Origin of the sequence: Streptomyces canus 299MFChir4.1 (assembly GCF_000383615.1) — a bacterium.
In the GTDB taxonomy this organism is placed as follows: domain Bacteria; phylum Actinomycetota; class Actinomycetes; order Streptomycetales; family Streptomycetaceae; genus Streptomyces; species Streptomyces canus_C.
Map to the genome: position 1 here is coordinate 20,434 of NZ_KB911607.1, position 12,999 is coordinate 33,432.

At 69.8% G+C, this 12,999-nt stretch carries 11 protein-coding genes; 7 read left to right on the forward strand and 4 right to left on the reverse strand.

Translation table 11 applies throughout. The annotated features are described in order from the left end of the window. Positions 1-70: 70 nt before the first annotated feature. From H293_RS0135845 to H293_RS0135855, 3 genes are all read right to left on the reverse strand, one after another. The gene (locus H293_RS0135845; RefSeq protein WP_020122635.1) at positions 71-358 is read right to left on the reverse strand and encodes a hypothetical protein; all 288 of its coding nucleotides are present in this window, start codon (positions 356-358) and stop codon (positions 71-73) included. Between the two features lie 111 nt (positions 359-469). Further along, positions 470-1,207, reverse strand: coding sequence for a hypothetical protein (locus tag H293_RS0135850; RefSeq protein ID WP_020122636.1), 738 nt, complete (start codon positions 1,205-1,207; stop codon positions 470-472). A gap of 153 nt (positions 1,208-1,360) precedes the next feature. Further along, the gene (locus tag H293_RS0135855) at positions 1,361-2,083 is read right to left on the reverse strand and encodes a DinB family protein (protein WP_020122637.1); all 723 of its coding nucleotides are present in this window, start codon (positions 2,081-2,083) and stop codon (positions 1,361-1,363) included. Positions 2,084-2,300: 217 nt separating this feature from the next. Between H293_RS0135855 and H293_RS54335 the strand changes: the two genes are divergently transcribed. The 7 genes from H293_RS54335 to H293_RS0135890 all read left to right on the forward strand — a co-directional run bounded on the left by H293_RS54335 (position 2,301) and on the right by H293_RS0135890 (position 11,407). Next, a complete protein-coding gene (locus tag H293_RS54335) occupies positions 2,301-4,031 on the forward strand; it encodes a nucleic acid/nucleotide deaminase domain-containing protein (RefSeq protein ID WP_063746958.1) in 1,731 nt (576 codons plus the stop codon). Positions 4,032-4,040: 9 nt separating this feature from the next. Continuing rightward, entirely contained in the window at positions 4,041-4,673 is a 633-nt protein-coding gene (locus H293_RS0135865) for an SUKH-4 family immunity protein (protein ID WP_020122638.1), read from the forward strand. A gap of 12 nt (positions 4,674-4,685) precedes the next feature. Continuing rightward, the gene (locus H293_RS0135870) at positions 4,686-5,168 is read left to right on the forward strand and encodes an SUKH-4 family immunity protein (RefSeq protein ID WP_020122639.1); all 483 of its coding nucleotides are present in this window, start codon (positions 4,686-4,688) and stop codon (positions 5,166-5,168) included. 5 nt (positions 5,169-5,173) lie between these two features. Next, complete coding sequence (locus H293_RS0135875) at positions 5,174-5,950, forward strand: nucleic acid/nucleotide deaminase domain-containing protein (RefSeq protein WP_158694483.1); 777 nt, start codon at positions 5,174-5,176, stop codon at positions 5,948-5,950. A 17-nt stretch (positions 5,951-5,967) separates the two neighbouring features. Further along, positions 5,968-7,794 carry a WD40 repeat domain-containing protein gene (locus tag H293_RS0135880; RefSeq protein ID WP_259294597.1) on the forward strand — a complete coding sequence of 609 codons (1,827 nt, stop codon included), beginning with the start codon at positions 5,968-5,970 and terminating at the stop codon, positions 7,792-7,794. A 389-nt stretch (positions 7,795-8,183) separates the two neighbouring features. Further along, positions 8,184-9,710, forward strand: a complete 1,527-nt coding sequence (locus H293_RS0135885; protein ID WP_020122641.1) for a hypothetical protein — start codon at positions 8,184-8,186, stop codon at positions 9,708-9,710. Further along, positions 9,710-11,407, forward strand: coding sequence for an outer membrane protein assembly factor BamB family protein (locus tag H293_RS0135890; protein WP_158694484.1), 1,698 nt, complete (start codon positions 9,710-9,712; stop codon positions 11,405-11,407). Before H293_RS0135885 ends, H293_RS0135890 begins: the two co-directional genes overlap by 1 nt. A 208-nt stretch (positions 11,408-11,615) precedes the next feature. On the opposite strand, the gene H293_RS0135895 is transcribed toward H293_RS0135890, so the two are convergent. Beyond that, the gene (locus H293_RS0135895) at positions 11,616-12,968 is read right to left on the reverse strand and encodes a hypothetical protein (protein ID WP_259294598.1); all 1,353 of its coding nucleotides are present in this window, start codon (positions 12,966-12,968) and stop codon (positions 11,616-11,618) included. Between the last annotated feature and the right edge of the window lie 31 nt (positions 12,969-12,999).

Genomic DNA, 12,999 nt, shown 5'->3' on the forward strand with positions numbered 1-12,999 from the left:
GTCTTCTCCCCGTTGTGTGCGTGTGCGGTTTCTCAGCCGCGTGTGCGAGGCGTCTCAGCGGTGGTGCGGGCTACTTCTGGCTGAAGCCCTTCTGCAAATCCTGGTCGGTCGTCTGGTACGCGTCGAGCGTCTTCTGCAGTCCCTCGTGCAGCTGCTTTGCGCCATCGGCGATCCGCTTGATGCCGTCGCCCCAGGCGTCCTGGAAGTCGTCGCAGGCGTTGTCGAGACCGTCTGTGCCCAGACCCTTGGGACCGACCTTGTTCAGCCGCTCCTGGGCGCCGCGCATGCGGTCGTCGACCTGGTCCAACCTGTTGATCAGGGTCTTCATACGATCGACATCGATCTGGAAGTCCGCCATCGCCGTGTGCCTCCCCGTAGCGTGATCAGTGATCGCCGGTCAGACTATCGGAGCAGCAACTTCCGGCCTACCTGGCGATGTTCGCTGTCGCCAATTTGTGGCATGCGCATGCTAGGCGCGATCCCAGACGTGCAGGACGGCCTGCGCATAGGCCAGCCGGTGGTCCAACCGGGGTGCGGCGAGACGGTACTTACGGCCTGTCTGGTACTCGATGGCCACCTCGGGCCCATCGGCCGACCGCCACCGTGTCCACGTCGGCGGCTCCATCTCCCAGGCGGCTTCCTTCTTCGCCTCGCCCTTCTCGCCGAGCAGCAGCCAGAGCGCTCCCTGCGCCGACATGACCGCCCAGCACACGAAGTAGAGGGGGGAGATCAGAACGAACACCGTCCACGCCTTGCGGGTGCCGACCTCGCCGGTCAGCGGTGCCCCTCCTTGGGCGGGTTGCACGCTCCAGCGCACGCGGCGCGGCCACGGCAGGGTCCGTCCGCCGCGGCGGGTGATCCGGCCGATCGGGGCGCCGTCAGCGCCGTAGACCTCGTACACTCCGTCGCCGACGGACCGTACGGAGCTGAGCGGTTCGCCGTTCGGGCCGCTCAGGGTGAACGGCGGCCGGGTCCGGCGGCCGCCTTGCGGGGCGTCCTGGGGGACGTGGACGTAGGCCAGGGGTTGGCCCTGGGCGGCGGGGCCGGCCTGCTGGACGGTGGTGGTCGGCTCGCCCGGCGCGGTCCTGTCGTACCTGCGCAGTTGCTTGTTGGGGACGTGGATCACGGTCTCCGCGGGAGCGGGCGCCTGGCCGTACGGCCCCGGTTGCCGAGCCTGCGGGGCCCGTTCCTGACTGCTGTGGTTCATTGCCGCCCAACTGTCGCTCCGGTTGACGTGACGGTCGACAGACTCTCAAAAGTGGGTCGGCGATGTCGCGGGGTGGTCGGCGTCGGCGGGGCCGCGGGAAACTTGTCCACAGAACCTCCACACCATGTCCCGAGGACCAACAGCCCTCCCGGCTCAGGCCCTGCCCTCGCCGCGGCGGGCCCGCCACAGGTCCCGCAGCAGAGCGATCTCCGCCATGTGATGGATGAGCTCCAGGTTGGACCCCCACAGCACGGAGATGTACGGCTCGTCGGGCGCGGAGCCGTACGGGTACTGGGAGAAGCCGATCGTGTCGAGCTGTTCCTCGGTGACCCGGCCGACGGCTTCGCGCCAGCGGTCGAGCAGGGACCAGAACCGCTCCTGGGCCAGGGCCGCGGAGGGGGTGAAGTCGACCAACCGGTGGGGATCGGTGCGGCGTTCGCCGAAGGTCCACTCCCACTCGCCCGCGAAGCAGGAGTGGAGGTGTCCGAGTCGCCAGGCGATGGTCGTGACCGGGGAGATGTCGGGCTCCACCGGGCCGGTGCGGGCGAGGACCTCCTCGACCCGTTCGACGCTCACGCTCCAGTCCTCGGCGATCTTGGCGACGCTCATGCCGTCGGCGGCCTGCCGGGCGACCTCGGCGTACTCGCCCGCGGGGATGTCCGGGGCGCCCCTGTCGATCACCCACTCGCCGGGACCGTACGCCCTGGGGGTCACCGCCTCGCTCCGGCGCCGGATCGACCAGGAGTCGGGTACCGGCTCCCAGAGGAATTCCTCGTCGCCGAGGCCTTCGAGCCGTACCTGCGCCCGCTCCCTGACGCAGTCGAACTGGTCCAGCAGCACGCCCAGCCGGTCGGTCCGTACGCGTCCGGTCTCCATGGCCCCGCTCTCCTCGCGCCGACGCGTCTCGCCGCGCTCACGCGGAGGCTAGCGACCGCCCCGCGCAGGGCGCGACGGATTTCCGAGCCCGCCGGTTCCGTTCGGAAAAGTCTGCGCCAACTGAGCCTCAGATCAAGTCATGTGACGTCGGATCAACTTGTTTCCAGGATTCGATCAAAGTTACGTTGCCCAGAGAAACTTTCGAACGGGGGCCCTTGTGGGTGTAGTCCTGCCGAGCGAGCTGGATGCGGCCCTGGACCTGATAGGCATCAGCTGGCCCAACGTCGACGAGGACGACTACCGCGACATGGCCCAGGCCATGCGGGAGTTGGCCGACGACATCGAGGACGGCGCCGCGGACGCGCACCGGGCGATCACCGATCTGATCGGGACGAACGAGGGGCTGGCGATCCAGGCGCTGGAGAGGCACTGGGATGTCGTCAAGGGCAAGCATCTGACCAACCTCTCCGAAGCGGGCCGGGTGGCGGCGACCGCGCTGGACGCCGTCGCCGTACTGATCGAGGGCGCGAAGATCGCCGCGATCGCCCAACTCGGCATCCTCGCCGCGGAGATCGCGGCCGCCCTCGCCGCCGCCCCGCTCACCTTCGGCCTGTCCACCCTGGGCGGTATCGCGGGGACGCAGGTCACCCGGATCGCGGTGAAGCGCATCTTCGAGGAGGTGTGCGAGGAGATCGCCGGGCGGATCATGGAGGTCGCCATGGGCCCGGTCTTCCAGGCCCTCGGCGCTATGGCGGGCGACCTGGTCCTCCAGCTGGGCGGCAACGCCCTGGGGACGCAGAACGGCGTCGACCTCGGCCAGACCGCGAAGGCGGGCGAGAAGGGGCTCGGCGAGGGCGTCGACAGTCTCAAGTCGGGCGGGATGCAGCTGGCCAGCGCGGGCGGCGGCGCGGGCGGTTCGATGCAACTGGCCGGTGCGGGCGGGGACGGCGGGTCGAGCAGTGGCGGCGGCGGTGGCGGTGGCGGTGGCGGCGGTCAGTTCAGCATGGACCTGGAGTCCTACGACCGGGCGGGCAACGGCCTCAAGAGCGCGGGCGGCAAGATCCGCGACGGCGCCGGCAGCAAGCTGACCCGCGCGAAGTCCTCGCACGGCCGCGCCCGGGGCAAGGACCCGCTCACCAATCTCCTCGACCCCATGGTCGACGAGGTCATGGAGGGGATCGGCAAGGGCGTCAAGCGCTCCGCCGCCCACCTCGACGAGAGCATGACCAGCGGCCTGAGCAAGATGGCCAAGCGGCACAAGGGCAACGACGACGACATCGCGACCCAGCTCCAGGGCATCACCAAGTCGCCGGGACGCGACATTCCCGTCTACCACCTCGACGACAAGGGCAAGGTCACCCGCATCACCTCGGAGGGGCACCACGACCTCACCCCCGACGACCGCACCCGTCTGACCTCGCTGAACCTCCAGGGCGACAGCGTCCCCGAGCGCAAGGCGGGCAACTACCCGCTGCCCGCCAAGGGCAAGCGGGAGAGCAAATCCTCGCAGCAGGTAGCCTTCGGAAGCACTGATCTCTCGCAGGCCACCAAGACGGCCCGGCAGGCCAACAGTGACTACGGAAGGACGTCGAAGGGGAAGTTCTCCAGCCGGAACTACGCCGCCGGCCGGTACGGGAAGCAGGGCGCCGATGACGAGTTCATCATCGTCGGCCGCAGCAAATGGCCTGCCTCGCATTCGGAGCGCCAGGTGGGCATACCGTTCCTCAACGCCGGGACCAAGGACGGGCTGACCGAGCTCTACACCGAACGAGAACCGTGCACGACCGGAAAGGGCGCTCAGAACTGCAGCGCCTGGATGTCGGAGTACCTCCCGAAGGACGTACGCGTCTCCCATACCGTCGAATACGGCGACACACCGGATTCGAAGCAGAAGGGCAACGACGCGATGGAGAAGTACCTGAACGGCATGAACCCGAAGAAGAGGTAGCAACAGCACATGCCCCCGCTCGTCGACCACGCGATGATGGAGTCGGTCTTTCCCGCTGAGGAGATCGAGACGTGGGAGGAGGAGAAACTCCCCGCCGGACTGCACGCCTCGGCCCGTACGGTCCTGACCGAGGTCGGGCTTCCGCACGACCGCAGCTCCTTCTTCCTCCTGGACGGCGCGCTGTTCGAGGGCGAGGACACCCCGGCCGGGTTCCGCCGGTGCGCGGAACTGGACCACTTCTCCGCGTACGAGGACATGCCGAAGGGCTGGGAGAACTGGCTCGTCATCGGTGAGATCTTCTACGACGTCGTCGTCCTGGATCCCGAGTCCGGAAAGGTGTATTGCCTCCCGGACGGCGAGTACCGGGCCCTTCCGCTCAACCGCGACCTCGATTCCTTCGCCTATTTCACCTATCTGCTCCAGGTCGAGCGCCCGAACTACGACTACTCGGTGTCCGAGGACGTCGACGATTCGGAGGCCGTGGCGATCTCGCTGCGGGAACGGATGACCGAGGCCGATCCGCTTCCCTTCGAAGGCGTGGAGCCCGCCTGGTCGGAGGATTTCGACTGGGATGACGAAGACGCTCCCCGTCTGCCCCCGTGGGATGCTGTGCTCTCGAACGTGTACGAGTCCATCGACTAGGCGGAACCATCCATGACAGCACCGAGTGCGGACCTTCTTCGCGATGTCGGCATTCCCGCCCGTCCGAATCCCTGGTTCGATTTCGTGGACGGTTCTCCGGAGCAGGCCAGGACGCTCGGCGACGCCTACGACGACCTGCGCGAGCGGTGGGCGGACCTGCCCGAAGGGGCTGAGGGCTGGCTTCTGCTGGGCACGGTGCCCTATGACGACATCGCCCTGGACGGTGTCTCCGGAGTCGTGTACTGCCTTCCGGGCGACGAATCCGAGATCTATCCGCTGAACAAGGATCTCCCCTCCTTCTCCCGCTTTCTCCATCTGCTGGAGAAGGAGCGCCCGAACTACGACTTCGAGTCGGAACTCGACCATGTCGACCCGGAGAGCGCTGCGACCCGTCTCACCGAACAGATGCGGGAAATCGACCCGGCCGCGCTTGCGGTGCCCCATTCCCGTTGGCACGACATCCTTGAACATGTCGCCGAACCCGAGGCGAGGTAATGGCGATGAATGACAGCGATATCCGGCGCATCGGGGAGATCACTCTCCCCCTGAGCGTCGGCCCGTACTTCGTGACGGCCGGGTCCGACCCCGTACGGCTGCAGGAGTTCGCCGAATCCGTCGACCGTACGGTCGTGCTGGAGGAGTGCCGGGAGTGGGCGCGGTTCGGGTCGGACCGCGGGTTCGAGATCTGTGCCGACCAGGAGGGCGTCGTACGCGCCGTGCTCCTCGACTGGACCGAGGACGCGCGGTTCGTGAACGCGACGGCGGAGGCCTTCGCCCAGTCGCTCGCCGCGCTGGACCAGGCCCTCGCCCAGATCCTCGGCACCGAGGTGCCGCAGGAGGCCGCCGCCGCGTACGCGGAGTTGGAGCAGCGGCTGCGGAATCTCGACCCGCGGGCGTTCGAGGGACGGGAGCACTGGTGGCCCCTCGTCCTCGACGACATCCGGGACACCGCGAGCGCGGAGTGGTTCACCGCCTTCGAGATCCTCAACGACCAGGGCGAGAAGCAGATCGTCACGCAGGCCGGTGACATCGGCGTCCACCCGGAGGAAAGGCTGTGGGCCCGGCTGCGGGCCGCGGGCGTGCAGCCGGAGCAAGTGCTGCGGGTCCACACCGAGTTGGAGGCCTGCTTCATGCCGGGCCACTACTGCTCCCTGTGGCTCGGACAGGTCTTCCCCGAGGCGCAGCTGACCCACAACTTCCCCTACGGGGAGACCGCCGAGTCCCGCGCCGAGGGCATCCGGCAACTGCGTGAGGCAGCGGCCGAGCAGCCGCAGTAGAGGGGATGCAGCACATCATGACCGTCGGTACCGTCACGCCGGACATAGCCTCCTGGCCGCCGCTGGACGACGACAAGCGGGGTCCGGGACAGCAGTTGCTCGACTGGGCCGCCGACGGCGACGGGCCGCGGCTGTGTCTGGTGCGGGGCGCGGAGGGCAGCGGCAAGAGCGCCCTGCTCGCCTGGCTCCTGGCCGGGACCGTCGGCCGGCCGGGCCTCACCGTCCATGCCACCGTGCCCTCCGAGGGGCTGACAACCGAGACCTTCGCCTGGGAGTTGGGGCGCCAGCTCGGCTACGGCCCCCTTTCCCCCGACCGTCTGCTCGACCAAGTCGGCGCGGACGAGCGGCCCTTGCTGCTGCTCGTGCCAGATCTGCACCGGGCCGGGGCGGGCCCCGCCGATCTGCCGTCGGCGGCTCCGGAGACCCTGGTCGCCGAGCTGCTGGAGCCGTTGCTGACCGTCCCCCACCTGCGCGCGGCCGTTGAGGTCGGGACGTCGGGGTTGCTGGCCACACACGGCGACGTCGAGGTCGTCGAGGTCGTCGAGGCCGTGGGCCGGGGGGAAGGCGGCAGCCAAGGCACCGCACAGGCCTCGTACGCCGAGCTCGTCGCCGCCGTCCCGCGCACGGCCGACGGCCGCCCCGACTGGTCCCGGGCTCCTGACGCGGTGCGCCGCCGCATCCTCGACACCGCGCTGCGCACCGACGACCAAGGAGCCGCCGTACGCGGCCTGTTGGCGGACCCCGGATTCCTGGTGCACGGCTCGGCCACCGCGCTCACGGCCGCCCTCGCCGACCCGCGCATCCCCGCGCCCGGGCGGCTGCGCGAGGTGTGGAGGCGTGCCGCGCCGGAACTGACGGCGTATCACACCGACAGCGCCGAACGCGCCGCCCTGCTGCACGCCGCAGCGGTCGACACGGACCCGGACCTCACGGAGTACCTGCGGCCGCTCGCCGGGCAGCACTGGTGGTCGACGGTGTGGGCGCGGCGGGCCCTCCCCGTGAGCGCGTTGGCCCTGGTGCCGGGCGGCGAGGAGAGAAAGCTGCTGGCCTCGGATCCGACGGGGCGGCTGCGGACGTACGACGTGGGGAGCGGGGCGCCCGACGAGGGCGCGTCCGGCCTCGGCACGGTCGGCGCGAGCGCGTCCGACGGAACCGCGTCGGCGATCGTCCGCCCGGCCTCCGTACGCCCGCGCTCCATAGCCCCCCGTGACGCCCGGTCGGCGCTGCTGCTCGACCGGTCCGACGCGCTGCTGCCGCTCGTGACCGAGGACGACCCGACCGCCGCGTTCGCGCTCGAGCGCATCGCCGAGCACCACGGTTCGGCCGCGCTCGCCGAGGAGGAGTCGCTGGTCACCGCGCTCGGCAGCGGCGGCACTCAGAGGCCGTACGCGGTCGTCGGCGACCGGGGCGGCACGGTCCACGTGTGGTCCCTGGGCGAGTACCAGGACGTCCCGCACTCCTGCCGCGTGCACCAGCAGCCGGTCACGGCCGTCACCTGCGTCGACACCGCCGACGGGCTGACGCTCACCTTCAGTGCCGGGGCGGACGGCTCGGTACGGCTGTGGGAGACCTCGGCCGAGCCGATGCCGGTGCCGGTGCAGCAGCGCCACTACCGGGCCACCGCGCTCGCCTCGGCGGACACTTCCGCCGGTCCGGTGCTCGCCGTGGCCTGGAGCGACGGCGAGGTGCATCTGTGGCACGTCTTCTCGGGCAGGGTGCGGGTGCTGCCCTGGCTGCGGGGCTGCGACGGCCTCGCGCTCACCCCCGAGGGTCTGCTGGTCATCGCCGGCTCCGAGGGCCTGTCTGCCGTACGGCTGCGGCTGGATGTGCTCTGGGAGCGGTGAGGTGCGGCCGGCGCCTTCTCCCTGTTCCAGTCCGGTGCGTCAGTCACGCAGCCGCCCGGCCGGAGCCTGCGTGGCGGCGCGACGACCACGCCACACCACCCCCATCGGCCTGCGCCGGACCGAAACCGACGAGCTTGTAGGCTGTCATGAGCATTTCGGGGGAGCTGCTGATCACTTGACTGTGATCAGTTGAGCGTCGTGTTCCATTTCGTCGTGTTCCATTTCTCTGTGGACTCCCGCGCATCATCGAGACTCATGGGGAGAGGGAGTTCATGTCGTACCCTCCGCCGCCCGGAGGACCGGGCGGCGCGTATCCGCAGGGGCAGGGAGGGTGGACACCACCCCCACCTCCTCCACAGCAGCCGCAGCCGCAGCCGCAGCCAGGTGGCGTGCCCTATCCGCCCCAGGCCAGGCCGGGGCCGGGGCCGAGCCACTACGGCTATCCACCGCAACCGCCCACCACGGCGCCCGGTTGGCACACGGCACCCCACCCGCCGTATCCGCAGCAGCATCACCCCGGCGGAGGCGGCGGCGGCGGTGGCCAGGGTGGCGGTGACCGGGACAGCGGAAGCGGCCTGAAGAAGGTCGTCATCGGTGTCGTAGTCCTCGCCGTGCTCGCCGTACTCGGCATAGGTGGCCTCGCCGCCTACCAGGCCCTCGGGGACGACGCGTTGCCCACCGCGGCCGGCGGTGCACAAGGCGAGCAACTGCTCAGCCCGCACGACATCGAGGAGCTGCTCGACGGCCGTAGCCAGGCGTTGAAGAGCGGTGACGAGGACACGTATCTCGCGCCCTTCGCCGGTGACGCCAAGGACACGCAGAAGAACCTCTTCGAGAACCTGCGCAAGATCCCCTTCGCCCAGGCCGAGTACTCCGTCCTCAAGACGACGGGCACAGGCACCGACGAGTACGGCGACGGAGCCACGGTCGCCCTCGACGTCGCCTTCGTCCACAAGATCCAGGACGTGGACGTCCGGCCGGTGTCCGAGTGGTACCGGTGGATCATCAAGCGGGAGTCGAAGGACGCCGAGCCGCGCATCACCAGGGTCGGTCCCGCCCCCGGCGCCTACGGCGCCAAGAGCTATGTGTTCTACCCGGCTCCCTGGGACCTCTACGAGGACATGCACGTCGTCAAGAAGGCCCACACGCTGACGATCTCGGACAAGAAGTACGCCGGCGACACCGACCGCTACGCGCCGTACATCGAGAAGGCGGCGAAGGACGACATCGAGCTGTGGAAGGCGAACGGTCCCGAGGGCACCGAGACACCCACGGGATTCGTCACGGTCCTCGAACCCGGCCGCAAGACCTACTCCTCCCTGTACGGCTCGCAGTCCGTCGCGTGGGAGGCCGGCCAGAGCGTGGCGATGCCCACCTTCGACGCCGGGTTCGGCGGTGACGAGAAGGACCTGCAATACGGCGGCGCCCGGGTCAAGATGGACATGTCCGGCAGCCGCTTCACCAACGCGGCGTACTGGCCGAAGCTCGTCCAGGAGATCTCCCACCACGAGTTCGCGCACGCCATCGTGCAGCCGCTGGAGGCCGCCTCCGGGGGTTTCGCCGCCGACTCCTCCACGCGCTGGTGGGTCGTGGAGGGTTTCGCCGACTACGTGGCCTTCCGCTTCGACAGCGAACTCGGCGCGTGGACCGTCCGCAACGACGTCACCGGCAAGGACTTCAGCGGCGAGCTGCCCACTGATCCCGGGGCCGGGGACGAGGTCTCCACGAACTACACGGTCAGTTACCTGGCCATCCGGTTCATGGCCGAGAAGAACGGCGAGGCCGCGGCTCTTCGGTTCGTCACCGACCAGTACCGCCACCCGGGGCAGCTCGACCGGCAATTGCGCACGGCCACGGGCATGGGCGAGAACGACTTCCAGGCCGCCTGGGCGAGTTACGTGAGGAGCCACAGCTGATGAGCGCAGACGGCACGCAGGACCCGGCCGGCCCGTACGGCCGGCAGCCACCGCCGGTCCCCCCGCCGGGATATGGGTACGGGGGCCCGCAGCAGCCCCCGGCACCGCAGCAGCCCTCGGCACCGCCGCAGGGCCCGCCACCGCAAGGCCCGGCGCCGCAGAGTCCGCCACCGCAGCCGTACGGCTATGGGTACGGCGGCCCGCAGCAGGCGCCCCCGCCGGGGTACGGGACCCCGCAGGGCTACGGTCCACCCCAGCAGCAGGGCTACGGATTCCCGCAGCAGCCCCCGCAGGCGTACGGCTACCCCGGACCGGGCGGCCCCTTCGGACCTGTCGGACCCGGCGGACCTGCCGGCGCACCTCAGCCGGGAAGTACACGCGGGAAGCCGGTCGGGTTGATCGTGCTGCTCGTCGTGGCCGTGCTCGTGCTGGGCGGGGCCGGTTTCGGGGCCTGGTACATGCTCGTCGGCTCGGCGAGCAACAACGTGCTGTGGAGCGTGGCCTCCCGGCAGCAGGGCGAGGACGTCGACGCGGTTCTCGGGGCGAAGACGCGGGGCACCTGGTTCACCGACAAGGCGGTGGTCCAGACGCTGCCGAACGGTGTGAAGGCGTACGCCCTCGACACCGGCAAGCAGCTGTGGGCCACGGCGCTGCCCGGCGACAGCAGCGAGGCGTGCGTCGCGCCCGAGAACTCCTCCGGCGACATCGGGATCGTCGCCTACGGCGAGGGGAAGGCCTGCGACCACCTCGTGGCCTACGACCTCGGCACCGGCAAGGAGCTCTGGGACAAGGACCTCAAGCCCGGTGGCACCACGTCGAAGGACGAGGTGTCGGTCGCCCGGGCCGGCGATGTGGTCGTCGTCCACGCGGCGAAGGTGACGCTGGCCCTCAAGGCGTCCGACGGCACGACGGCCTGGGACCCGAAGAAGTTCGCGACGGAGGACTGCCCCAGTGGTGAGTTCACCGGCGGCAAGGCCCTGATCCGAGTCCGCGGCTGCCATGTCAGCGACTTCGACGACCCCGACTGGGGCCAGAACTGGGACGAGGTCTCGCTGGTCGACCCGGCCACCGGGCAGGCCCGCTGGACCTACCACCACAAGGTTCCCAAGGACAGCTTCGGCGAGATCGAGGGCCGCGACGTCATCTCGACCTCTCCGGTCGTCCTGATCCGGCACGGCGACGACGGGGACGCCCTCTTCTCCCTCGACGACGAGACGGGCAAGGTGCGCAGCCAGTTCTCCCCCGCCACACCGTCCGAGTACGTCAGGAGCGACGACTCGCTGGGCGGCCCCTGGTCGGAGGCGGGCGTCTTCGGTGACACCTTCGTCATCGGGACGAGCGGCGCGAAGAGCAAGGAACTGCTGGCGGCCTACGACCTCGACAGCGGCCGACAGCTGTGGAAGACCGACGCGGCCGAGTTCAGGTCCTTCTATCCGTTGCCCGCTGCCGGTGGCGATCGGATCCTGGCCTACCGGACCGGCTACGGCGGCGACAAGGGTCCCGAACTGGTGGAGTTCGACGCGAAGGACGGTGCGATGAAGACCGTCGTCGAGTACCCGACGGACATCCGCAAGGGCATGTCGATATCGGCCCGCCCCTACTGGCACGAGAACCGCCTCTACGTCTCCGAACCGAACCCGTCCGTGAGTTATGGGGAGACTCCGTACACGCTGGTGGCTCTTCCGGTCACGGATTGACCGGGGGGCCGCCGTCCAGGAGGCTCCCGTTCAACGGTAGGCGGGCGAACGGGAGCCTCGAGCTGCGCGGGGCAGGTCCGCGCGGCGCCCCCCAGTCAGCCGCTAACAGGCAGCCCCACCAACCGGATCCGGCTCGGTCATTCGACGAGGACGACGGCCGGGACCGGCAGCGACGAGCGCCGAGTGTGCCTCCGGTGTCCTCGCTGGCTCATCCACCGGAGTTTTCTGGACTGGCTTCGTCGCCGTCACCGTGGTCCATCCTCGCCATTGCCTGCACGGTGAAGCCGACGAGCGGGGCCAGTACTCCCGCCACGGCCGTCCAGACCCGCCAAGCACCACAGTCCGGGACGAGCAGCAGGGCGGCGAGGCACCCCAGGGCCACCGCGAACCCCACGACCACCGGCGCGGACGCGGTCATGAGCCAACCAGAGCCGAGATCCAGGGCCCGGGTTCGCCGGTCGGGGTCCGGCCGGGCCGGTTCCATGACCCCCGCTTCCTCTACCTGCTCAACCACCTGGACCGGGACGGCGCCCGGTAGTTGCCAGCCATCGTCGCCCACCAGCTCGGCCAGGACGTCCCGGCCGCGGCTCTCCTGCGGGTGCCAGAGCAGCCAGCCCTGTGCGCCGCTCAGGACAGCCCCCGCGACCTCGCCGGCCATCTGGGAGTGGAAGGGAACCTGCCGGCCACGGCCCTCCAGCACCAGGCATCGCAGCGTGCGGGTGTTCTCCCGACGCTTCTTCTCGTCGGCCGCCTCCGGACTGCCGGGCGGGGGCGCGTCGATGTGCTTGCAGGATCCGGTGACGGAGACGCGCAGCGCCTTCCAGCCGGGGCCGACCGTGCGCTTGGGGCGACGCGGGCTCTCGTTCTTCCACCAGTAGCCGAGCGGACCGAGAGTCGCCAGCGCCCAAAAACCACCGATCGTCCAGGAGTCGCCGACCTGCACGGCCCGCCCGGCGAGTTGACGCTCGACCTCCCCACGCTGGTCGTCACCGATGGCACCCAGTTCGGGGTGTTCGGGGACGTGGGCCACGTAGAGGTCGCTGCCGACTTCCCGGCGGAAGTTCGTGGTCGCTTCGAACCTCACGGGCACACCCTCACCTGTCGACGAAGGCAGCAGTACGGTGAAGTCCGCCGTGGCATCTGCAGTCGTGTGAGCGCTGTCGGCAACCTCGTTCTCGATCTTCACGATGGCATGCTGCTCGATCACCGCACCGGTCTCGGCCAGTACCGCACTGGTGCCGGTCCCCCGCGTGTCGACGACGGCGAGTGTCACCCAGAGAGCCAGCATCGCCGGAACGGCGACCATCACACCGGCGAGGCGGGCCGACATCCAGCGCGTGCCGCCAAGCAGCAACGGCACGGCGCCCCCACCGCGGCCCGGGGTGGTCGAAGCGATCCGCACAGCCCATCGGTAGGTGTCAGCACGGGTCTGGCCGCCCGCACGCACCACCGCCACACCCAGGAGCACTAGGCAGGTGGCCAGCAGCACCAGCGAACACCACAGGACAGCCGCCCGCAGGTGCGTGGCTCCCAGGCAGAGCCACGCTGCTGTCAACGCCACGAGGGCGAGCGGAGCAGCTGCGGCAACAAAT